We start from the raw sequence: 23689 nt of genomic DNA, 5'->3' as shown, positions 1-23689 counted from the left end.
TTGGATTATTAACTTTGCAACATTAAAACATTTCAACCTTATCACAATAAATGAAACATCTTAATATAATTATAACCGGCAAAGTGCAGGGCGTTGGCTTTAGGGAAACTACCAAAATTATTGCCAACCAGATGATGGTTAACGGTTTTGTAAGGAATGAGAAAGACGGGTCGGTTTACATCGAAGCAGAAGGCGAAGAAATTTTCCTCGAAGAATTTGTGAACTGGTGCCACGAAGGTCCCGACCGCTCGCGTGTAGAAAATGTAACAGTAAGCGATGGCGAAGTAAAAAACTATCGTAATTTTGAAGTTTTAAGAAAATAAATTGCTGAATTGTTGGATTGCTATACTGTTCCCCAGGGAGCTTATCTCAATACGCAATGCTCAAATCTCAATACTAAATGTCTGTATATAAAAAATTTCTTGGGCAAACCATGATTTATGGTATCAGTACCATTTTTTCGCGGTTGTTCAACTTTATTTTAACGCCGGTTTACACGGGTGTTTTCGCTCCTGGTGTTTATGGTGTTTTTACCAAAATGTTCAGTTATGTATCTATCATCAATCCAATTTTGGCTTTTGGGATGGAAACCACTTTTTTCAGGTACTTAAATAAACATGAAGATCGGAAGCAGGAAGTGTACAATAACAGCTTTTTGGTAATTGCTTTTATATCAACCCTGTTTTTAATCACCGCATTAATTTTTTCAGATTACCTGGCCAGGTACACCTTAGATGGTAACATTGCAGAATTGGCCGACCAAGAATCTTATGTACATTATTTTGCGTGGATTTTATTTGTAGATGCCATTAGTGTAATCCCATTCGCCAAATTACGGGCCGATGGAAAGCCATTTAAATACAGCCTGATCAAATTCCTTAATATTGGCACTTTTGTAGGTTTAAATCTGGTTTTTATTTACGTTATTCCATTCCTCATCAAACATGATATATTAAGCGGATGGTTTACTTCCTGGTATAAAGGCCGTTGGGTGGGTTATGTGTTTGTTGCCAATTTAATTGCAAGTATAGTTACCCTGCTGATGCTTATCCCCCAGTTTTTAGAAATCCAGTTTAAATTCAATAAAAGCTTGTTCAATAATATGCTGGGCTACAGCTGGCCGGTTTTAGTTGCTAATTTATCTTTTATTATCAACGAAAATTTAGACAAAATTTTATTGGGAAAATACCTGCCAGAAAGCATTGCCAATCACGATGTAGGTATTTATGGGGCCGTGTGCAAACTGGCCATCTTCATTAGTATTTTTAATACCGCTTTTAGATTAGGTGCCGAACCGTTTTTCTTTAGTCATGCTAAAAATGCTAATGCTAAGCAAACCTATGCCAACATCTTATATTATTTTGTACTCGCTTTATCCATCCTTTTTGTGGGTTTAACAGCTAATATAGAGATCATTAAATATTTTATTAATTCGAGGTATTGGGTGGGGTTAAATGCCGTGCCTTTTTTATTATTCGGGTACGTTTGTTTAGGTATTTACATGAATTTATCCGTTTGGTACCGTTTATCCGATCAAACCAGGTATGGTCTGTACATTTCGTTGGTAGGAGCAGTTTTTACCATTATTATGAACATTCTGCTCATTCCTAAATTCAGCTATATGGGTTCGGCATGGGTATCCATGTTTGCGTATTTTATCATTATGGTAATCTCTTATTTATTGGGACAAAAACATTATCCTATACCTTATAAGCTTAAAGCCATGAGTTTATACATAGTGGTCTCAATAGTGATGGTGTACTTATCATTTTGGGTTTTTAAACGCAATATTTACATCGGAAACGGTATTTTAGTGTTATTTCTGCTAGGTATTTTCTATTTTGAGAAGAATAATGTGATGAAAATGCTGAAAAAGGGTTAAAATTTATAGTCCACAGCCTTTAAACTATGGACTAAATAAACTATGATCCATCAACCTAAACATCCAGCTATAAAATGGAAATAAAAATTATCAATACATCAGAACATCCGCTTCCGCAATACGAAACTGCGCATGCAGCCGGGATGGATCTTCGCGCTGCCACAACAGAAGAAATAATACTGAAACCTTTGCAGCGCTTATTGGTGCCAACAGGCCTGTTTATCGAACTGCCAATTGGTTATGAAGCGCAGATCAGGCCAAGGAGCGGACTTGCTTATAAACATGGCATTAGCATCGTAAATTCTCCTGGAACAATTGATGCCGATTACCGTGGCGAAATAAAAGTTTTATTGGTAAATTTATCAGATACAGATTTTAAAATTGTTAATGGCGACAGGATTGCCCAAATGGTAGTGGCCAAACACGAAACCGTAAGCTGGCAGCCTGTTACTGAACTGGGAGAAACGGCACGTGGAGAGGGTGGTTACGGGCATACGGGAAAAGTTTAAGGATCGAAAGATAGAATTAGTGATTAGATATACATAATTGAATTATTTAGACTTGATTTTGCACTTTGCCAATTCACTCATTCAAAATTCATTCATTCAAAATTCACTCATTCAAAATTATAATTATGGTTAGAGGGATTATTTTTCTTGTGTTAGGTTTTATATGTACCCAAACGTTTGGGCAAGGAACGGTTACGCCAGCTACCAATCGCGACAGCAATGTGGTAAAACAATTGTTTTTTGCCGGCTTGCGTGAGAAAATGTCCGAAAATTATGTGGTTGCCTCTACCAATTTTAATAAAATTGTTGGTTTAGATCCCAATAACCACGCTGCATATTTCGAGCTGGCCAATGCCAATCTCCGTTTAGATAAACTCCCCGAAGCAGAGCAGAATATAAAACAGGCCATTAAGTTAAATGCCGATAATTTATGGTACTGGCGTTTGCTTGGCGAAATATATAAACGCACCAATAAAATGCCCGAGCTGATTGAAGTTTTTAATCAGCTGATCCGCATTGACCCTGAAAATGATGCCTATTATTTCGATAAGGCCAATGCACAGTTTTTAGCTAACCAGTTGGATGCCGCTAAAAAAACCTATGATGAGATACAGGTTAAATTTGGCGATTCAAGAGATTTAACAAATGCCAGAAAACGGTTTCAGGCCAATGGAAGCGCCACCGAAAGTGATATTGTAAAATTACTGGAGGGTAACCAGGCCGATGTAAAAAATTATTTATATGCTGCTGGTCTGCTTTTACAAAAAGGAAATGATCCCGAAGCATTAAAAGTACTGGTTAGAGCACAAAAATTAGAACCCAATAATTTTGAAGTCAACCTTGCCCTGGCCGATATTTACCGCAGGCAAAAAAATGATGAAGCAGCTTTTGCTTCGCTAAAACTGGCTTTTGAAAGTGCCGAAATGCCTTTAACAGAAAAAGTTAAAATCATAGCAGCCTTATTCCCGAAACTGAGCCAGCCCATTGTGGCTAAAAACGTAACCGAGCTGAGCAAACTGGTCGCAGAAAAAAATCCAAATGATGCCAAAGCTTTAGCGCTCTATGGCGATGTGCTTTATCAGCAAAACAACCTGAAAGAGGCATTGGCTCAATATCAGACTGCTTTAAAACTTAACGAACAGGTTTATGTGGTTTGGGAGCAGGTTATCAATATTCAAACCTTATTGGGTCATTACGATGATGCTGTAAAAGTGGGTGATGAAGCCTTAACCATTTATCCCAACCAGGCCAGTTTATATTATTATATGGCCTATGCTTTATATAAAACAGGTAAATATGAGCCTGCGCTTGGCAATTTAAAAACTTCGCTGCAGCTGGATGTAGAAAATAAGAGTTTGCAGGCGCAGATTTATGCCTTACAGGGAGACATTTTTATTAATCAGAATAATTTTTCGGCAGCAAAAACCGCTTTCGAAAAAGCCATTTTAATAGAGCCCGATAATTACCTCATCATGAATAATTATGCCTATTATTTAGCGTTAAAGAATGATGATTTAACAAAAGCGGCAAAATATGCAGAAACTGCGGCCAACGGAATGCCAAATAATCCCTCTGTGATCGATACTTATGCCTTTATCCTGTTTAAACAGCAAAAATACGAGCTGGCAAAAACATGGATCGAAAAAGCGCTGCAAAACAATAGCGATAAAAATGGTGTTTACCTGGAACGCTATGGAGATATTCTTTTTATGAAAGGTGAAAAGGATCAGGCAGTTATCCAGTGGCAAAAAGCAAAAGAGGCCGGAAACGGATCAGAAGTATTAATTAAAAAGATAAATGAAAAGAAGTATTTTAAATAGCGTGTTCCTGTTGGGAGCGGTAGTTTTTGTTTCGGCCTGTAAGCCTAAAAAAGAAATTGTGGTGGCTCCGCCTACTAAAACGGAAACCAAAACCGATAATTCTAAAGCAGAAACCTTAACGCTGTTAAATAGTAAACAGCTTAAATTTAATACCTTATCTTTAAAAGCCAAGGCAACTTTGGATATCAGCGGCAATGCTAATGATGTAACCATGAATTTCAAAATGAAAGATAAGGAAACCATCTGGGTAAGCATTACTGCATTGGGCGGAATGGCAGAAGTTGCCCGTGCATTGATTACACCCGATAGCATCAAGATTATGAACCGCCTGAAAAGTGAATATTTGAAAAAGCCTTTCAGTTATGTTTATAATTTCACCAATAAACAGGTTAATTTTAATACTTTACAGTCTATTTTAACAGGTAATGCCATGGGCGAATTTTTAACCCAGCAATCAGATGTTAAACAGGAAAATGGTGTTTGGGTAGTTTCGGGCAGCAAAGCAGAACTGGATTACAAACTGCTTTTCAATACGCTTTTTAAAGTTGCTGAGACCAATCTGAACGATAGTAAAAACGGTCAGGCATTAAAGGTTACTTATGCCGATTATCAAAAACTAAACGAATCTTTATTCCCAGGTGCTTTACAAATCAACACGCTCTCTAAAGCGAAAAAAATAAACATCGATTTACAGTATGTAAAAATTGATGGCAATGTTCCGGTTGATTTTCCGTTTACTGTACCAAAGAGGTTTAAGGTTGTAAACTAGCTTCAGAGTTACATTTAATCATGATCATAAATGGTTTGCCAGGGTTAACTGCTCCTTAAGTAGCTTACCTTTGGCAAACTTTGTTTTATGTGAAGATTAGGTGAAGACGGTTCTGTAATAAGTAATTATGACTTTAGTATCTCGATTTTAATACTTTTTACTATAAAATTTTTATACTTTTGGCTTAATGAAGCTACAAAAACTCCTATTTATCCTTTTTTTAAGCGTGCTAACCCTTTCGGCGGTTGCGCAAACTGAAAGTCAGCTCAGAAGGAAAAAAGAAGCTATACAACGTGAAATCGAACAGCTTCAAAAGAATTTGAATAAAACTGCCAGTGGTAAAAAGCTTACCTTACAGCAGATTAATACCATAAATGCCCAGATCAGGTTGCGCCAGGATAAAATTGGTACAATCAATTCTGAAATTAAAAATCTGGATAACCAAATCTCTCAGAACACAAATACCGTACATACGTTGCAAGGTCAGCTGGGCGATCTTAAAAAAGAGTATGCTGGCATGATTCGTTTTGCACAGCGGAACAGGAACTCGTACGATAAAATGATGTTTATTTTCGCCTCGAAAGATTTTAACCAGGCTTATAAAAGGATCAAATACTTACAACAGTTTAGCCAGTACAGGAAAAAACAGGCTGGTTACATCGAAAACACACAGCAAGACCTGAATGGTAAGATCAAAGTGCTGGATAAAACACTTCGCGAAAAAAGCGACCTGTTAAAAGAGCAGGAGCGTGAGCGCGAGCGTTTAGGTAAAGATAAAAGTGAGCAGTCTGTTGTATTAAGTAAGTTGAGTAAAGATGAAAAGCAGTTTAAGCAGGATATCAATACCCGAAAGAAACAACAGGCGCAGATAGATAGGGCCATTAGTGCGGCTATCCAGAGGGCGATTGAAGAAGCCAGAAGAAAAGCTGCCGAAGAGGCCAGAAGAAAAGCAGCAGAAGAAGCGAGGATTGCTGCCGCAAAAGCCAAAGCAGAAAATAAACCGGCTCCTGCAGCCCCAGCAGCGCCAACGGCGAAAGCAAAATCGACCGGTGAGTTGCTAACCGCAACACCAGAAGCTGCAAGGTTATCGGCCGGCTTCGAAAACAACAGGGGAAGGTTACCTTGGCCGGTTGCTACAGGTACCATCACCGAACGTTTTGGCATGCACAAGGTAGACCAGGCCACATATACCAACGATGGGGTAGATATTACCACCAGCGATGGTGCAACAGTAAGGGCGGTATTTTCCGGTAAAGTTGCTGCTGTACAGGTGTTTATGGGCAGAACAGTGGTGTTGATCAACCATGGTGAATACTTTACGGTGTACCAGAATTTAAGATCGGTGAGTGTGAGTGTAGGTAATGATGTAGATACCAAACAGGCCATTGGCGTAGTGGCCAATACCGGGGATGATGCTATCCTTAAATTCCAGATCAGGAGAGGTCAGTCGGCTTTAAACCCTGAAGCCTGGATTAGTAAATAGAATAGTTTTTAAAATGTTTATATTTGTATAAATTATATTAGTGATGTATCAAGGCACGTTATTAGAGTTTTTAAACATGGGTGGATCGGAGATCGTGCTCATTTTAGTGGTAGTCTTATTATTGTTCGGTGGTAAAAAACTGCCTGAGCTGGCAAGAGGACTTGGAAAAGGGATCAGAGAGTTTAAAGATGCATCTGAGGGAGTAAAGCGTGAAATCCACAGGAATATTAATGCTATGGATTTAGATAAAGAAGAAGCGGAAGAAACAGCGGTAAACCATAGTCAGCGTCACCATCCGGCAGAAGAAACGCCTGTTGATGAAAAAGTTGCGGCAAGTGTGCCACATACGGAATCAAGCACCCCGGTTGACGAAAAAATTGTAGCAGACAATCATAAAGTTTAAACAAAAAAGTTATGTTAAATACAACAATAGCAGCAATGCTTGGAACACCAGAAATTATCATTATCGCGGTTGTGGTTTTGTTATTATTTGGTGGTAAAAAAATCCCTGAACTAATGAGAGGTTTAGGTAAAGGTGTTAAAGAATTTAAAGATGGAAAAGATGGTGTTGATGGAGATCAGGTAGATCCATCTAACCGTGATAAAACCGTTTAATTGCAATAATTTTAGTTTTGAAGAAATACAGCGCTCTAAAAGAGATACAGGCACTCATTTCGCAAAAGCAATTAACTTTACCCGATTTACTGGCTTATTATTTTAAGCAGATTAAAGATAAAGAACACCTCAATGCATTTAACGAGGTGTTTTTTTATTCGGCCGAAGTTCAGGCAAAAGCGATACAGCAAAAAATAGAAGCAGGTACTGCAGGTAAACTGGCAGGGATGGTAATTGGCATTAAAGACAATATCTGTTACAAAGACCATATTGTTACTGCTTCTTCAAAAATGCTCGAAGGTTTTGTATCTCCATATTCATCAACCGTTGTTGAACGTTTGTTACAGGAAGATGCCATCATTATCGGCCGTTTAAACTGTGATGAGTTTGCTATGGGCGGCTCTAACGAAACTTCTTACTATGGAGCGGTAAAAAATGCTGCAAATCCTGAGCTGGTTCCCGGTGGATCTTCCGGCGGTTCGGCAGTAGCTGTTCAGGCAGATATGTGTCTGGCGGCCTTGGGTACCGATACAGGAGGCTCAGTAAGGCAACCAGCTGCTTTTTGCGGGCAGATTGGCTTAAAGCCAACCTATGGCCGCATTTCGAGGTATGGCGTTATCGCTTATGCCTCTTCATTTGATCAGGTGGGGCCAATTACTTCATCGGTAGAAGATGCAGCTTTACTTTTGCAGGTTCTGGCTGGTGCCGATGAGCACGATTCGACTATTTCACCTTTGGCCGTTCCCGATTATCCTGCGCGTTTAAATGAACATAAAAAACAAAAAATAGCGGTTTTAAAAGAAACGATTGAGAGCGATGCCCTTGATCCGGAGATTAAATCGGCCATTTTAGCTTCGATAGAAAAGCTAAAAGCAGATGGACATACCGTTGAATATGTTTCATTCGATCTGCTGGATTACCTGGTTCCGGCTTATTATATTTTAACCGCGGCCGAAGCCTCTTCTAATCTTTCGCGTTACGATGGTGTACATTACGGACACCGCAATACCGAAGCGAAATCGTTAAACGAACTGTATAAATTATCCCGTGCCGAAGGTTTTGGCGAAGAGGTAAAACGCCGTATCCTTTTAGGTACTTTTGTTTTAAGTGCCGGATATTACGATGCTTACTACCAAAAAGCACAACAGGTTCGTCGCCTGATCAGGGAAAAAATGGATGATTTATTTCAGGATTACGATTTAATTCTGTCTCCTGTGGCACCAACAGCAGCCTTTAAAATCGGCGATAACGTACAGGATGCACTGGTTATGTACATGGCTGATATTTTTACCGTGTTACCATCATTGAGCGGAAATCCGGCTATTGCTTTGCCTTTGGGCAATAATGAAGCTGGTTTGCCGTTAAGTATTCAATTTACAGCCAAACATTTTGAGGAAGATAAGCTTTTAGCTTTTTCTCAGGCATTTTTATCATAGTTTTATCGTCGTTGCGAAATACGGAACATTTTAGCGCATTATTGCATTAAACTGAAGTATGGCAATGGCATTTCATGAGTCGTTTCCCTGAGGTAATCATGGAATTATTTATCCTGCTCCGTTTATGGATAGGATGATTAAGGTTTTGCACCGCGGCTTATGAAAATTTAACCAATAGCCCATGATTAAAAAATTACTTTTTGCTTCAATTTGTGCTTGCTTAGGATACATTTCTTCCGCTTCTGCGCAACAAACCCTTAAACTCGATAGTCTTCCGAAGATACACAACAACATCTTTATCAATACTGATACCGTTGCCGTACCTGCAGTTTCTGAAAATCCCCTCACCATGGGGCAAAACTTTATCTATAAACTCAGGCTCGATTCCATTGCTAAAGCCGTTCCGCTTCCTTATAATGAGTATGTTCAGCAGTATATAGACATCTACTCCAAGCGTAAGGATATGTTCGGGAAAATGATCGGCTTATCAAGTTACTACTTCCCGATTTTTGATAAAGCCTTAAAAGATTATAATATTCCGCAGGAAATAAAATACTTAACCATTGTAGAGTCGCAGATGAACCCCCATGCCATTTCGCGTGTGGGTGCAACGGGTATCTGGCAATTTATGTTTGGAACCGGTAAGGCTTATGGCTTAAAGATGGACAATTTTGTTGATGAACGTAAAGATCCGATCCAGGCCAGTTATGCTGCCGCGGCTTATTTTAGGGATGCTTTTGAAGAGCTTGGCGACTGGTTGCTGGCCATTGCAGCTTATAATTGTGGAAAAGGCAATGTAAAACGGGCAATAGACAAAGCAGGATCGAGGGACTTTTGGGTAATCAGACAGTTTTTACCTAAAGAAACCCGGAATTATGTGCCGGCATTTATTGCAGCTGTTTATGTGATGAATTACTCTGGCAAACACCAAATTACCGCACAGGCTTCGAACATGTTCCTGAAAACCGATACCGTTCAAACCACCCGTTTTGTATCATTAGCTACTTTGGCCAAAGCACTAAATATTGAGGAAGAAGCCATGATGGCCTTAAATCCATCTTATAAAAAGAAGATCGTAAATGGTACCGATGATGAACCCAAGCGGATCATAATGCCTAAATTAAGGGATATCGATTATGCAGGTATTTATGATGTGCTTAATAATCAGGAAGTTGATGTAAGCATGAAAGTAATAGAGGCCAGCACCGATGATGTAAGGGATCTAAGAAAGAAAAAAGTAAAAACCATTGCTGCATCTTCTGTAGTTTACCATAAAGTTACCGCCGGGCAAAATTTAAATGCGGTTGCCGATAAATATGGTGTAGAGGTTCAGGATCTGCGTGTTTGGAACGGCCTGAAAAGTAAAACCCTTGTGCCTGGACAGAAGCTAAAAATCTATGCTAAAAACCGCACCCCTTTAAAGGCTCCATCCTCATTTTTAAGTTATAAAGTAAAAACCGGCGATACCTTATCTGATATTGCTGAAAAATTTGATGGTGCAACCGTCCAAAGTATCAGAAGGGATAACCGCTTATCAAAAGCAGGTTTACAGGTAGGGATGATCCTTAAGATTAATAAGGGGTAGTTTACTCCATATCATATTGTCAGTTTGAGCTTGTCGAAAACATTTTTTCTTCGAAAGTAACATTTGTGCCTCATCCCGATCCTAGAGGAGAGATCTATGAAAATTATTCAAAGATTTATTTCCCGAATTAATGCCCCTACCGTTTAAATGGATCATTTTTTCTGATCCTGATAAAGATCTCTTATTGATCTTCCTTTTCATCTTGTTTAAACTTTTCAAAAGCCTGTTTTATTTCCAATAAGTCATGCTTGTTTAAGTTGGGCTCGAATATTTTCACATCAATCACCTTTTTCGGAATTGCTGCTCCACTGCTACTTTTCTCTTTACTTATAGGGTTAAAAATTAAATTGATGCGAACAAGCTTCATTTTCCGCACACTATCAATATTTTTGGATAATGTGTAGTTAATCTTATTTTTCCAGCTTTTGTCAAAAATCAGATAAGTCGAATCCGGATAGTTGTCTCCTGGATTGGCGGTATATTTATAAGTTTCCTGAACATAGCCTTCTTTTGTATTGGTTTTTGACAATAAAATGCTTTTATCATCAAAATCAGCCGTTCCGCCTTTTAGAATCGGATTTTCTATTAATAGTGAATCAAGATCAAAGCGTTTTTTACTTCCATTTGTTCCTACCGAATCATATCTTCTGCCCGTCTTTTGATCTATGTAATGGATGAAAAAACTGTGTTCAAAGGATCTTGAAGCTATTGTGGAAGGATCATCTCCAACTTCCATTACACCGTTTTTAATAGCCTTCTCGTTGTACACCGTTCCATGGATAGTTTTACGATATAAGATCATGTTCCCCAGTCTGGAAATTAAACTGGTATCAATATTTGTAGGTATGATAGCACCAGTCTGGCGGTCAACAATTTCTGCGTAGCTAGTCGTAGCTAGTATTTCAGGACTGGTATTGATACTACATGATGAAGCCAGTAATGCTGCTGCAAATAAAATGATTAGCAAAAATCTCATTCAAAAATATCGTTTACGTACCAAACTTCACACGTTGCACTCAGATTTTGATTTGTACCAGGAATTGGGTTCAATTTTGATTCGCAGAGCAATTTAGCCTTAAAGTTAAAATAAGCTTTCGCTGTTGCATAATATTTTCCGATTGTAGGCTGAAGCGTAAAATTAGAGACTGATATTTCTGTTGCAGGTGTAATCCCGCTTAAGCCTTCGCCTAAATGTTCCAGTTTATCCCACTGCCATTCATCTCCTATCTTTTTATGAAAGCCGCGTTCAGTGCTCATATATGACCAAAAACCAAACGAATTTCTTAAAAATGTCCATCGGTATATCATACTTCTTGTTGTACCTCCAGCTGCTTCATTATCAAGCACGATCAGGTTATTTTCACCAGCGAGTTCATAACTTAAAGCGTTTTCAGCTTTATCATTAGCACATGGATCTACTTCCGGTTCAGATGGAGGAGTGGTCGGGTTAATAACCTCTGGATCAGACTGATCTTCACAGGCATCATATAGCCATGTCTGAGAAATAATCCGCCCTGTTTGTTTGTCATAGATATAAAGATATACTGGTTCGCAATTAGAAGTGCCATATCCGTTCATCAATTTATTGGAAAAATTTGAAACATGGGCATTTGTTTTAGATCCAATTGAATTGCTTAGGCTTACTATTCTTCGCACTGCTAAATATCTGTTGCTTTCAATTTGTCCGTTTTTAATAGAAAAGCCCGCAACATTCATATTGTGTTTAGCGCTATACTGAAGAAAAATTCCATCAGCGATGTCAGATTTTCCAGACTTCAATTTGTTAAATGATGCCAAGATCTTTAGTCCTTTATCTTTAACTACAGCTTGTTTACCAAAAAAATCTACTTTTTGTACACGTATTATCTGTTTATCCTTAAATTTAAAAATTACGCCGGACACCATAGCCACATCACTGTCCTTATTGCGGCCATTGCTGGAAATACTTACCCCTTTTGTTTTGACAACCAAGATACTATCTCCTTCAAATACATAATTGCTCCAGTCTACGGCAAAGCGGCTTGTTGGAGCATCCGTTACTTTCATTTCGTATAACTTTTTTGCTGGCCCGATCAGTTCAAGCGCTTCTTTTTCGCTTAGGGCATTGTTACTACTGTCTGCGCCCTTTTTGCAAGAGTAGAGCGAGAGAATCAAACACATCAACATTGATGTTTTGAGCATTAGAGCGATAATCTTTTTCATTGTTTTCTATTTTTTTTTGATATAAGTTGTATGGATTAGTTGCGCTAAGATATAGGAAAATGCAGACGCAAATTGTTATTTTTTCATTACCATATTGTTAGCACATTGGTAAATATGAGGTGTATATATTCTTGGTAAATGCCCAATTAGTAGGCATATAAATTGAAATTATGGTTGCCAAATAGCCAACTATGTATTTTGGCACGGAAAAGATGTTCTTGGTTTCTTCAAATGCGCTGTGCAACTGAATATTCTCAAGGACTTCCAAATCATTGAAAAAGTAGGGCATATCATAAGGTTGTAAATAATTATGCCGGAGAACATAATCAAATATGTATTGAGGAATTTAAAAGTATATCCAATCAGTGATTAGGTAAATTATGTAGTTATAGGAAGCTAGCCCGAAACTGGCTTTTTCTATTAATAAGTGGTCATAGGTCATAATAGTATGTATAAAGAATAAGAAATACAATAAGAAATTTAAATTATCAACGGCAAATGTCTTACTCATATCAGCAATGGACTTTGCTCAAAACTCCAAAAACGACCGTTTAAAAATAATTATTTTTGACATTCTTCTACCGCTCTATGCCGCGAGGCATGGTACTTTGGAGCGCCAAAGTGCCCAACGCGCCTTGTCAATCCCGCAATGAGCCTTTTGCACAGTCTCATGCGCATCAAAAAACAGCGGCATTTCGTTTTGTGTTCAATTTTTTTAAAATAAAATCATCGTTTATGAACACAAAACCACTGCGTTTCAGGTTTGTTAGTTCCAATTTACCTGACCTTGCAACTGTTTTTTGATTTCCCCGCTCCTGAGATTGACAGCGTCCTTGGTTTAAATCTGTGCTTTATTTAAGTTAGTTAGCAAAATGCCTAAATTATCCTTAAGAAGATTTGTCCTTACGGTAAGACTTAATGTGAGACTGCACTTCATTCGATAGCTATCGGATCAAAATGTCAATCAAACAACTTAATCCGATTAATAAGTAATTACCTTAACATCTGTTAGCCCCACATCCCATTTAACTTTTTTTGAAAGGCATTTTATTTTAAGCCTCATAAAAAGAATTGTACCTTTGCACGGTCACTAATAAGTTACTTAATGAGTAATACGAATAGAAAGCAAGATGCGTTGGATTACCACTCGCAAGGCCGTCCGGGAAAGATACAAGTAGTACCCACGAAACCTACAACATCACAAAGGGATTTAACTTTAGCTTACTCTCCGGGAGTTGCAGAGCCCTGCTTAAAAATAGCAAATAATAAAGAAGATGTTTATAAATATACCGCTAAAGGTAATTTAGTTGCAGTAATTAGTAATGGAACGGCCGTTTTAGGTCTGGGCAATATTGGCCCCGAAGCTGGTAAACCCGTAATGGAAGGTAAAGGCCTTTTATTTAAAATTTTCTCTGATATCGATGTATTCGATTTAGAGCTGGATACCGAAAATGTTGATGATTTTGTAAAAATCGTTAAAGCATTGGAGCCAACTTTCGGGGGGATCAACCTCGAAGATATTAAAGCTCCTGAATGTTTCGAAATCGAGCGCCGTTTAAAACAGGAGATGAATATCCCTGTAATGCACGATGATCAGCACGGAACAGCCATTATCTCTGGCGCAGCTTTATTAAATGCCTGCGAAATCCAGAAAAAGAAAATCGATAAAATTCAGGTTGTAGTAAGCGGCGCAGGTGCTGCCGCGGTTTCCTGCTCTAAAATGTATCTGAGTTTAGGGGTTAAAAAAGAGAATTTGGTGATGTTCGATATCAACGGTTTAATTGATATCCACCGTACCGATCTCGACGATATCCGCATGAGCTTCGCCACCATCAGAAAGGATATTTCGAACATTGGAGAAGCCATGAAAGGTGCTGATGTTTTTATCGGACTTTCGGCTGCGAACGTAATTTCACCTGAAATGTTAATGGGTATGGCCAAAAATCCGATTGTTTTTGCCATGGCCAACCCAAATCCTGAAATTGCATACGAACTGGCCATTAAAACCCGTAAAGATCTCATTATGGCTACCGGCCGTTCTGATTATCCCAACCAGGTAAATAATGTATTGGGCTTCCCTTATATTTTCCGAGGAGCGTTGGATGTTAGGGCAACCAGCATTAACGAAGCCATGAAAATTGCTGCGGTGAAAGCCATTGCAGAACTCGCGAAGAAATCGGTTCCGGAGGCGGTTAACCTTGCTTACAATGCCCGTAACCTTAAATTTGGCAAAGATTATATCATTCCAAAACCTGTAGATTTCAGGTTAATTACCGAGGTTTCTACTGCTGTAGCAAAAGCTGCCATAGAAAGTGGTGTGGCCAGAAAAATTATTACCGATTGGGATGCTTATAATGAAGAACTGAGAAAACGTTTAGGTTTGGATGATGCCATCATGAGGGCGGTAACCACCAAAGCCAAAATGGATCCCAAGCGTGTGGTGTTTGCCGAGGCTGATAATTATAAAATCTTAAAAGCAGCCCAGATTGTAAAAGATGAGAATATTGCTATTCCGATTCTTTTAGGTAACAGGGATAAAATCCAGGCCATTATTGATGAACATGCGCTGGAACTGGAAGGTGTAGAGATTATTGATCAGATGCAAAATCCTGAGAAAACCAAACAATATGCCGAGGCACTTTTTAAAAAGCGTCAGCGTAAAGGGGTTTCTTCTATGCGAGATGCAACGAAATTGTTGAGAGACCGTAACTATTACGGAGCATCAATGGTCGAGTTTGGCGAGGCTGATGCAATGATTTCGGGCTTAACAAAAAACTATGGTGCTACCATTAAACCAGCCTTACAGGTAATTGGTGTAAAGCCGGGGGTAAAACGCGTTGCCGGCATGTACATGATGATGACCAAAAAAGGTCCGGTTTTCTTTGGCGATACCACGGTAAATGTTGATCCAACTGCAGAAGAACTTGTTGACATTACATTATTGATTGATAAATCGGTAAAACAGTTCAACATTAAGCCACGTATTGCACTTTTATCGTATTCAAATTTTGGCTCAAACGATGGCGTAACCCCAAATAAAGTAAGGGAAACTGTTAATCTGCTTCATAAAAATCACCCGGAAATCGTAGTAGATGGGGAGATGCAGGGAAATTTTGCCATTAACAACGAGTTGCTAAAAGATAACTTTCCTTTTAGTACATTAGCTGATGCTCCGGCCAATACTTTGGTGTTCCCAAATCTTGAGTCAGGCAACATTGCATACAAATTGTTACAAGAGCTTGGTGGTGCAGAAGCGGTTGGCCCGATCCTTTTAGGATTGAATAAACCTGTTCATATTGTTCAGTTAGGCAGTTCGGTACGCGAAATTGTAAATATGGTTACCATTGCTGTTGTAGATGTTCAGGCAAAAGAAGAAATTGAAACTTCGAAACGAAAAGGTATATTTGGGAAAACAAACAAAAAGTAGAATTGCATGTACGCCTATATTGATGGTAAATTGACATTCAAAAACCCAGCTTATGTTGTGGTTGAAGCCGGAGGTATAGGCTATCATATTAACATTTCTTTAAATACTTACAGCGCTTTGGGCGATGCAGAAAGGTGTAAACTCTACACCTGGCTGCATGTAAAAGAAGACGCACATACATTATACGGCTTCGCTGATGAGGGCGAACGCCGTTTATTTTTACATTTGATTTCGGTATCAGGAATCGGACCAAATACCGGCAGGATGATTTTATCATCCATTACACCTATAGAAATCCAGACTGCAATTGTTAAAGCAGATTTGCCTCTTATTCAAAGAATTAAGGGGCTTGGTGCGAAAACCGCACAACGCCTGGTTTTAGAATTACAGGATAAACTGAAAAAAGAAGGGGCAGATTCATTAATTTCTATGCCTCAGCACAATACTGTTAAAGATGAAGCGTTATCTGCATTGGTAATGCTCGGATTTGCCAAACAAACCGCCGAAAAAACTATAGACCAGATATTAAAAGTGACAGAGGGAACACTTTCGGTAGAGCAACTAATTAAACAAGCTTTAAAAACCTTATAGACCAAACTGCCTTTGAAGAGAATATCTACATTTCTGTTTCTCATCCCACTTTTCTTAATTGCTTCTCAAAACACTTTTTCCCAAGTTGTTCCAAGCAAAGCGGATACCATTACGCCAAAAAATAACTTCGGCCTCAAAGAAAAAGAGCGCCTGGGGCTTAGTCCGGCTGTTAATCCCTTTTATCCGGCACCGAATAACTTAAGGCGCGTGGTAGAATACGATGCCAAAAACAAGCGTTATGTGGTTAAAGAAATTATAGGCGACCGGTTTGTTTTAAATACACAATATTTAACCATTGATGAATACCAGCGGCTGGTAAACAGCGAGATAAAACGTGGCAACTGGCGCAGCATTTCTAATGCTGAGGTAAGCGATTACCGCAGTACCGGTATTATCCCTCAGATTCAGGTAAACAGCAAGGCCTTCGAAAAACTATTCGGCGGTACCACCATTGATATTCAGCCACGCGGAGAAGCTGAACTTACTTTCTTAGGCCGCATCAATAAAAATGAAAATCCCCTTTTTAACGAAAGGCAAAGGGTACAAACCAATTTCGACTTTAACCAAAGGATCCAGATGGACCTTGTTGGAAATATTGGCACGAAATTAAAAATCAAAAGCAATTACAACACTGAGGCGCAGTTCGATTTTGAAAATCAGATTAAACTCGATTATACTGGTGGAGCAGATGATATTATCCAGAAAATTGAGGCCGGTAACGTAAGTTTACCTTTAAATACTTCTTTAATTACCGGAACACAGGCACTATTCGGTATTAAAACGCAGTTAAAATTTGGTAAATTAAATGTAACCAGTGTTTATACCCAGCAAAAATCACAATCGAGGGAAATTAAGATTACCAATGGTGCACAGCAAAATACCACAACCGTAAGTATTGATAGTTACGAGGCAAATAAACACTATTTCTTATCACAATATTTCAGGAATAACTACAATAAAAACCTGGCTAACGCACCAATTATTACTTCTCCGATCCAGATTACCAAAATAGAGGTATGGATTACGAATAAGGCAGGCAACACTACCGATTCAAGAGATGTATTGGGTTTGATGGATTTAGGCGAAAACGTTCCTTTTAACAACCTTTTGCTTACAGGCGGAACTTCGGGCCTGCCTGCCGGAACTACTGCAACAGGCTTTGCACAACAATCGAATAATTTAATTGCACAGTTAAACGCTTACCAGGGAGGGGCCGTAAGGCAAACCAATTCTAATGCTGTTCTTTCGTTCTTCCAAACAACCCCTGTTAACACCAGCAATACCGATAACTTTGCCAAACTAATCTACGCCAGAAAATTAACTGAGCGTGAGTTTACCTTTCAGCCACAACTGGGATATTTATCATTAAACAACCCCTTAAACGCGGATGAGGTTTTGGCTGTGGCTTATCGCTATACCTATAATGGTGTGGAGTACCAGGTGGGTGAGTTTTCTACTGATATCCCTTTTGATGCGGCAAACCCAAAGGTACTTTACGCCAAATTATTAAAAAACGAAACCACCAAAATTCAGTTGCCTACCTGGGATCTGATGATGAAAAATATCTACTCTATCGGTGGGTATCAGATCAGCAGTCAGAATTTTAAACTCGATATTTACCGCATTGATAACGAAACCGGTGTAGATAATCCGGTAATGACGGAAGGACAGAATACGGCAAATAAACAATGGATTGCTCTGACCGAGTTTGACCGTTTAAACCAGCAAAACGAGCGTAGACCAGATGGTGTTTTCGATTTCGTGGCGGCAAACAATGCTTTTGGTTCTTATTCTACAGCAAGCAACGCCAACCAGGCCAGTTTGTTTGGTACCGGAAGTAACGGGCAAACTTCATTAATTACCAATACAAATTCGGGTTACATCACCATTGATCCTGCAAATGGAAGGATCATTTTTCCGGTGATTGAACCTTTTGGTAAAGATTTAGCCGCCAGGTTTTTGCCCAGCGAGCAGGCCCTGATCAATAAATATACTTTTACCGCACTTTACGATTCAACACAGACCATTGCAAAGCAATTGTTCCAGAACCAAAACAGGTATGTGATCAAGGTTAATTACCAATCTGATATTTCTTCTGAATTTAGTTTAAATGCCATCAATGTTCCCGAAGGATCGGTAAAGGTTTTCGCCGGAACGATGCCATTAACGGAAGGGGTAGATTTTACCGTTGATTATCAGGGTGGCCGGGTAAGTATTATTAACCAGGCCCTATTAATTTCTGGTCAGCCAATCAGGATTACGACTGAAAACAACGAACTTTTCGGACTGCAGCAGCGTTCACTTTTTGGTACCCGTTTAGATTATCGTGTAAACAATAAGCTAAACCTCGGTGGAACGATTATGAACCTCACCGAAAAACCTCTCACCCAAAAAGTAAACATCGGCGAAGAACCCATTTCGAATACCATCTGGGGAGCCGATATTAATTATAGCTCGCCATCAAGATTTCTAACAAAACTGGTTGATAAACTTCCGTTCATTTCAACCAAAGCACCATCAAGCGTAACCTTTTATGGTGAGTTTGCACAGTTGATTCCTGGTCACCCAAGGGCACTGAATTTTGCCGGAAGTAAAAATGGTGTAAGTTATTTAGATGATTTCGAAGCGTCAAGATCGGTGATCGATTTAAAAAGCGCTATCGCCTGGCAACTGTCGGGCACACCGCAACTTTTCGCCGAATCTAACAAATCCAACGATTTATCTTATGGCTATAACCGTGCAAGGATTGCCTTTTATAATATCGACCCTACTTTTTATAACTCAGCGGCATCTACCACTCCAGCCAACATCCGGAACAACCGGAATGAGCTTTCTAACCACTATGTAAGGGAAGTTATTGAGCAGGAGGTATTCCCTTTTAAAGAAACAGCAACCGGACAGGCTTTAAATATTACCACGCTTGATGTGGCCTACTATCCAACCGTGAGGGGACCATATAACTTCCGTACTACCGATTTTAGGCCTGACGGATCTTTACTGCAACCTAAAAATAACTGGGGTGGTTTTCAGAGGAAAATCGAAACCAACGATTTCGAAGCCTTAAATGTTGGCTTTATTGAGCTTTGGGTAATGGATCCTTTTATTTATAAACCAAATTCTGCCGGTGGTGATATGTATTTCAACTTAGGAAATATCTCCGAAGATATCCTTAAAGATGGCAGAAAATCACTGGAAAACGGTTTGCCGGCTACCAACGATCCGAGTAAATATGATGAAACAGCGTGGGGTCGTGTACCAAAATTACAACCCGTTGTGCAGGCTTTTGATAATAATCCCGATTCGCGCCGTGCGCAGGATGTGGGTTTAGATGGACTATCGGATGCAGATGAAAAAACAAAATTTGCTGCGGCCATCACACAGATTAAATCGCAATTAAATGCTACTGCTGCTGCTGCAATTGATGCCGATCCATCATCAGATAACTACTCCTATTTCAGGGGACCTGCTTTAGATCAGATTAATGCCGGTATCCTTAAACGTTACGAAAAATATAACGGAACAGAGGGTAACTCTAAAACTTCGCAACAATCGCAGGCAGAATTAGGCCTCGAAAATTCGGCTTCTACTTCATTGCCTGACGGGGAAGATATTAACCGCGACAACAACATGACCCAAAGCGATGAATACTTTCAATATAAAGTTTCTATCCGCCCCGGCGATTTAAATGTTGGACAGAATTTCATTACCGATAAAGTAACTTCACAGGTAAAACTGGCTAACGGAAATACACAGGCTGTTACCTGGTATCAGTTCAGGATTCCGATTGGTCAGTATCAGGATCGTGTGGGTGGCATCCAGGATTTTAAATCGATCCGCTTTTTCAGGATGTTCATGACCAACTTCGCCGATACTGCAGTATTGCGTTTTGCAAAACTTCAACTGATCCGTGGCGAATGGAGAGAATACAATGCATCAAATGTTGCCGCTCAGGTAATTGTTGATCCATCTTTACCTGCCTTAACGCCAGATAATTCTACCATCGAAGTTTCAACTGTAAATATCGAAGAAAACGGTAAACGTTCTCCAATTCCTTATGTTACCCCTCCGGGCATTCTGCGTGAACGCGATTACAGTAATTACCGTGGCGATACCAGGCTGAACGAGCAATCTTTATCGGTTACTGTTAAATCTTTAAGAGATGGTTATGGCAGGGCGGCCTTTAAAACGGCCTACAGCGATTTCAGGTCTTACAAGCATTTAGAAATGTTTGTGCATGCTGAGGCGGTTAATAACCAGCTTCTAAATGATAATGATGTTTCGGCCTTTTTAAGGATCGGTACCGATAACCAGGATAACTATTACGAATATGTAATGCCTTTAAAGGTTACCAATCCGGGAACCAGTGATCCTGATGCCATCTGGCCGGAGGCGAATAGAATGGACATCGATTTAACGCTTTTCCAGAATGCCAAATTGGCCCGTAATGTGGCTAAACTGGCTAATGGACAACCCTGGCCAACCAATGTTCCATTTACCTATACAGATGGTGCAAGAACCATTGTGGTAAAAGGACAGCCCGATATGAGTAAGGTGAGGGTTTATATGGTGGGTATTAAAAACCCGTTACGTGCGGCCAATGATGATGGTATCCGCGATGACGGTCAGGATAAAAGTGCTTTGGTTTGGTTTAACGAATTAAGGTTAACCGAATTTGATGAAAAAGGTGGCTGGGCTGCAACAGGAAGGTTGAATTTAAAACTGGCAGATTTTGCCGATGTAAATATTTCGGGTAGTAAATCTACCGTGGGTTTTGGTTCTATCGATTCAAAAGTAAGCGAAAGAAACCGGGCTGATAATGTATTACTGGATGTTTCTTCAGCCATGGAATTGGGTAAATTCCTGCCGCAGAAATCAGGGGTAAAAATCCCGATGTTTGTGAGTTATTCGAAACAGGTTTCTACCCCGCAGTACAATCCAAGGACGCCGGATATCGAACTGAAAAATGCTTTGGAGCAATCAACCAAGGCACAAAAAGATTCGATCTTAAATTTTGCGCAGGATTATACGGTTAGAAGGGGGATCAACTTTACCAATGTGCGTAAAGACCGTGTAAACACGAGTAAACCGGTTCATCTCTGGGATATTGAAAACTTTGCAGCGAGTTATGCTTATACCCAGTATAATCACCGCGATTTTATTAACCAAAGCAGTATCCAGAATACTTACAGGGCATCTTTACAGTACAGTTATTCTAAAGAAGCCAAAACCATAGCGCCTTTCGAGAAGATCATCAAATCGAATATGCTTGCTTTACTGAGGGATTTCAACTTTAGTATTTTTCCAAGTGCCATTAACTTCAGGATTGATGTAGATCGTTTGTATTCAGAAAATACGTTGAGAAATAACGACCCGAACAATACCATTGGTTTGTACCAAAATGGTTATGGCACAACTTTTAACAAAAACTTTACCATGAGCCGCGTGTATGGTATCGCCTGGAACCTTACGCGTTCGTTACAGTTAGATTTTAATGCCACCAACTATTCAATTATTGATGAACCAGATGGTAGAATTGAAGGTTTAAAACGCGATACTGTTTGGCAGAATTTAAAACGTTTGGGCCGTACAACCGATTATAATCACAATTTAAATGTTACTTATAACCTGCCAATCGATAAAATTCCGGGTTTAAACTGGGTAAGTGTTAAAACCCGTTACGGTACAACCTTTAACTGGCAAACTGAACCACTTTCTACCCTGCGCGATCCGAATATTAACCTGGGTAATACTGTGCAGAACAGCAGAACAATCCAGGTAAACCCAACATTGAATTTAACAACTTTATACAATAAATTTGGTTTTATCCGGAATACTGGCAACGACCAGGATGGTAGTAAAGCGAAGAAGTTCTTCATTAACATATTAACGAGTTTGAAAAACGTTAATGCCAGTTATGTACAAACAAAAGGTATTTTCTTGCCGGGTTACCTGCCAACCACCAAATATTTTGGTATTGATAATGCAACAGGAGCCCCGGGGCTTGGCTTTGCTTTCGGTAGTCAGCGTGATATCCGCGAAATGGCGCTTAACAATGGCTGGTTAACTACTGATACCCTGCAGAACCAATTGTATGTAAATACATTAAGGGAAGATTTTCAGCTTACCGGGCAGATAGAGCCGTTTAAAGATTTACGGATTACTTTAAAGGCCAATAAAGCGCAAACGAGAAATTTCTCTACCAATTTCAGGTATGTGGCAAGTGTATCATCATTCGAGAATTTAAGTGCCATTACCACTGGTGATTATAGCATTTCGTATATCGCGATTGGTACTGCTTTTAAAGAGAAAAACTCAAATACTGTTTCTAGCCTGTTTAACCAGTTTATGGCCAACAGGATTATTGTTTCGAGAAGATTGGGCGCTCAAAATCCCAATTCATCAGGTATTAACGGAGGTTATGCAGATGGTTACAGCAAAGAAAGTCAGGATGTAATTATTTCTGCCTTTATGGCTGCCTATTCAGGGAAAGATGCAAGCAAATCAACAATGAATGCCTTCCCTAAAATACCGCTTCCAAACTGGAATTTAACCTATAGCGGCTTAACAAGTATTCCTTTTATAGCCGATAAATTTACCTCTGTTGATATCAGGCATGGTTACCGTTCTGCCTATAACATCAATGGCTTTAATTCATTGTTGCGTTATCAGGAGACCAACGGCGCTTCGAGCAGCAGGGACGTAAATAATAACTTCCTGCCCGAGTATCAGTTTGCGCAGGTAACTGTTTCAGAGTATTTTGCTCCGCTGGTTGGGGTAGATACCAGGTTTAAAAATAACCTGACTGCCTCTTTCGAACTAAACCGTTCGAGGCTATTGGGTTTGAGCTTATCAAACAGTCAATTGGCGCAGTTATCGGAGAACAATATGGTTTTAGGTTTGGGCTACCGCACCAATAAATTCCGTTTTCCTTTTGGCTGGTTTAAAAGCCTGAAAATGGATAACAATATGGACTTTAAACTGGATGTGGCCATCCGCGATAACAAAACTGTTATTTACCGAGCAGATATTACCGAAGCAGAAGTTTCTTCAGGTGCGAAAAACATTAGCTTAAGACCAAGTGTAGATTACGTGTTAAACCAGAAGTTTAATATTAAGTTATTTTACGATTCGAACATTACAAAGCCTTATACTTCGCAAACATTTAATACTTCGTTCAGTAATTTCGGTTTTAGTTTAAGGTTTACACTGAATTAATGAAATATAATCTAGACTATAAAATCAACAGATTATGTTTATTAAAGTATAATTATACTTTTTTGTTGTTTCAACGTCCTTGCTTTATTATTGTTATTAGTATTTGAATAGCTCATAAAATTAGTGCATAATTTGTTTTTTTAAACTGATTAACT

General features: G+C 39.3%; 15 protein-coding genes. 13 read left to right on the top strand and 2 right to left on the bottom strand.

The window, feature by feature from the left end; all coding sequences use genetic code 11:
* The first annotated feature begins 50 nt into the window (after positions 1-50).
* The 10 genes from ABD769_RS24240 to ABD769_RS24195 all read left to right on the top strand — a co-directional run bounded on the left by ABD769_RS24240 (position 51) and on the right by ABD769_RS24195 (position 10099).
* The gene (locus tag ABD769_RS24240) at positions 51-323 is read left to right on the top strand and encodes an acylphosphatase (RefSeq protein ID WP_344853953.1); all 273 of its coding nucleotides are present in this window, start codon (positions 51-53) and stop codon (positions 321-323) included.
* A gap of 77 nt (positions 324-400) precedes the next feature.
* Positions 401-1882: a lipopolysaccharide biosynthesis protein gene (locus ABD769_RS24235; RefSeq protein ID WP_344853952.1), complete on the top strand. Its 1482-nt coding sequence runs from the start codon at positions 401-403 to the stop codon at positions 1880-1882.
* Between the two features lie 74 nt (positions 1883-1956).
* Positions 1957-2391, top strand: a complete 435-nt coding sequence (gene dut, locus ABD769_RS24230) for a dUTP diphosphatase (RefSeq protein ID WP_344853951.1) — start codon at positions 1957-1959, stop codon at positions 2389-2391.
* A gap of 125 nt (positions 2392-2516) precedes the next feature.
* A complete protein-coding gene (locus tag ABD769_RS24225; protein ID WP_344853950.1) occupies positions 2517-4211 on the top strand; it encodes a tetratricopeptide repeat protein in 1695 nt (564 codons plus the stop codon).
* A complete protein-coding gene (lolB1, locus tag ABD769_RS24220; RefSeq protein ID WP_344853949.1) occupies positions 4189-4980 on the top strand; it encodes a lipoprotein insertase outer membrane protein LolB1 in 792 nt (263 codons plus the stop codon). Before ABD769_RS24225 ends, lolB1 begins: the two co-directional genes overlap by 23 nt.
* A 187-nt stretch (positions 4981-5167) precedes the next feature.
* Complete coding sequence (locus tag ABD769_RS24215; RefSeq protein WP_344853948.1) at positions 5168-6463, top strand: murein hydrolase activator EnvC family protein; 1296 nt, start codon at positions 5168-5170, stop codon at positions 6461-6463.
* A 43-nt stretch (positions 6464-6506) separates the two neighbouring features.
* Positions 6507-6866 carry a Sec-independent protein translocase subunit TatA/TatB gene (locus ABD769_RS24210; protein ID WP_344853947.1) on the top strand — a complete coding sequence of 120 codons (360 nt, stop codon included), beginning with the start codon at positions 6507-6509 and terminating at the stop codon, positions 6864-6866.
* An 11-nt stretch (positions 6867-6877) separates the two neighbouring features.
* Entirely contained in the window at positions 6878-7078 is a 201-nt protein-coding gene (locus ABD769_RS24205) for a Sec-independent protein translocase subunit TatA/TatB (RefSeq protein ID WP_029986031.1), read from the top strand.
* 17 nt (positions 7079-7095) lie between these two features.
* Positions 7096-8514, top strand: a complete 1419-nt coding sequence (gene gatA / locus ABD769_RS24200; RefSeq protein ID WP_344853946.1) for an Asp-tRNA(Asn)/Glu-tRNA(Gln) amidotransferase subunit GatA — start codon at positions 7096-7098, stop codon at positions 8512-8514.
* A 181-nt stretch (positions 8515-8695) separates the two neighbouring features.
* The gene (locus tag ABD769_RS24195; protein WP_344853945.1) at positions 8696-10099 is read left to right on the top strand and encodes a lytic transglycosylase domain-containing protein; all 1404 of its coding nucleotides are present in this window, start codon (positions 8696-8698) and stop codon (positions 10097-10099) included.
* 181 nt (positions 10100-10280) lie between these two features.
* Here the strand turns inward: ABD769_RS24195 and ABD769_RS24190 are convergent, their stop codons facing one another.
* A complete protein-coding gene (locus ABD769_RS24190; RefSeq protein WP_344853944.1) occupies positions 10281-11075 on the bottom strand; it encodes a hypothetical protein in 795 nt (264 codons plus the stop codon).
* The gene (locus ABD769_RS24185; RefSeq protein WP_344853943.1) at positions 11072-12301 is read right to left on the bottom strand and encodes a hypothetical protein; all 1230 of its coding nucleotides are present in this window, start codon (positions 12299-12301) and stop codon (positions 11072-11074) included. The genes ABD769_RS24190 and ABD769_RS24185 overlap by 4 nt, the downstream gene beginning before the upstream one ends.
* Positions 12302-13406: 1105 nt before the next feature.
* Between ABD769_RS24185 and ABD769_RS24180 the strand changes: the two genes are divergently transcribed.
* The 3 genes from ABD769_RS24180 to sov are packed head-to-tail and all read left to right on the top strand — an operon-like array spanning position 13407 to position 23534.
* Complete coding sequence (locus ABD769_RS24180; protein ID WP_344853942.1) at positions 13407-15728, top strand: NADP-dependent malic enzyme; 2322 nt, start codon at positions 13407-13409, stop codon at positions 15726-15728.
* 6 nt (positions 15729-15734) lie between these two features.
* Positions 15735-16319, top strand: coding sequence for a Holliday junction branch migration protein RuvA (gene ruvA / locus ABD769_RS24175; protein WP_086548088.1), 585 nt, complete (start codon positions 15735-15737; stop codon positions 16317-16319).
* A gap of 12 nt (positions 16320-16331) precedes the next feature.
* On the top strand, positions 16332-23534 hold the full coding sequence (sov, locus tag ABD769_RS24170; RefSeq protein WP_344853941.1) for a T9SS outer membrane translocon Sov/SprA: 7203 nt from the start codon (positions 16332-16334) through the stop codon (positions 23532-23534).
* The last annotated feature ends 155 nt before the right edge of the window (positions 23535-23689 follow it).

Source organism: Pedobacter jeongneungensis (genome assembly GCF_039538295.1).
Classification (GTDB): Bacteria; Bacteroidota; Bacteroidia; order Sphingobacteriales; family Sphingobacteriaceae; genus Pedobacter; species Pedobacter jeongneungensis.
This window is presented reverse-complemented; position numbering and strand designations above follow the sequence as displayed.

What these genes read in the sequence shown, in the direction of transcription:
- ABD769_RS24180 (WP_344853942.1), top strand. Translation starts at nt 13,407, where the DNA reads ATGAGTAATACGAATAGAAAGCAAGATGCGTTGGATTACCACTCGCAA.
- ABD769_RS24195 (WP_344853945.1), top strand. Translation starts at nt 8,696, where the DNA reads ATGATTAAAAAATTACTTTTTGCTTCAATTTGTGCTTGCTTAGGATAC.
- ABD769_RS24190 (WP_344853944.1), bottom strand. Translation starts at nt 11,075, where the DNA reads ATGAGATTTTTGCTAATCATTTTATTTGCAGCAGCATTACTGGCTTCA.
- ABD769_RS24215 (WP_344853948.1), top strand. Translation starts at nt 5,168, where the DNA reads ATGAAGCTACAAAAACTCCTATTTATCCTTTTTTTAAGCGTGCTAACC.
- ABD769_RS24205 (WP_029986031.1), top strand. Translation starts at nt 6,878, where the DNA reads ATGTTAAATACAACAATAGCAGCAATGCTTGGAACACCAGAAATTATC.
- lolB1 (WP_344853949.1), top strand. Translation starts at nt 4,189, where the DNA reads ATGAAAAGAAGTATTTTAAATAGCGTGTTCCTGTTGGGAGCGGTAGTT.
- ABD769_RS24240 (WP_344853953.1), top strand. Translation starts at nt 51, where the DNA reads ATGAAACATCTTAATATAATTATAACCGGCAAAGTGCAGGGCGTTGGC.
- ABD769_RS24210 (WP_344853947.1), top strand. Translation starts at nt 6,507, where the DNA reads ATGTATCAAGGCACGTTATTAGAGTTTTTAAACATGGGTGGATCGGAG.
- ABD769_RS24185 (WP_344853943.1), bottom strand. Translation starts at nt 12,301, where the DNA reads ATGAAAAAGATTATCGCTCTAATGCTCAAAACATCAATGTTGATGTGT.
- ABD769_RS24235 (WP_344853952.1), top strand. Translation starts at nt 401, where the DNA reads ATGTCTGTATATAAAAAATTTCTTGGGCAAACCATGATTTATGGTATC.
- ABD769_RS24225 (WP_344853950.1), top strand. Translation starts at nt 2,517, where the DNA reads ATGGTTAGAGGGATTATTTTTCTTGTGTTAGGTTTTATATGTACCCAA.
- ruvA (WP_086548088.1), top strand. Translation starts at nt 15,735, where the DNA reads ATGTACGCCTATATTGATGGTAAATTGACATTCAAAAACCCAGCTTAT.
- dut (WP_344853951.1), top strand. Translation starts at nt 1,957, where the DNA reads ATGGAAATAAAAATTATCAATACATCAGAACATCCGCTTCCGCAATAC.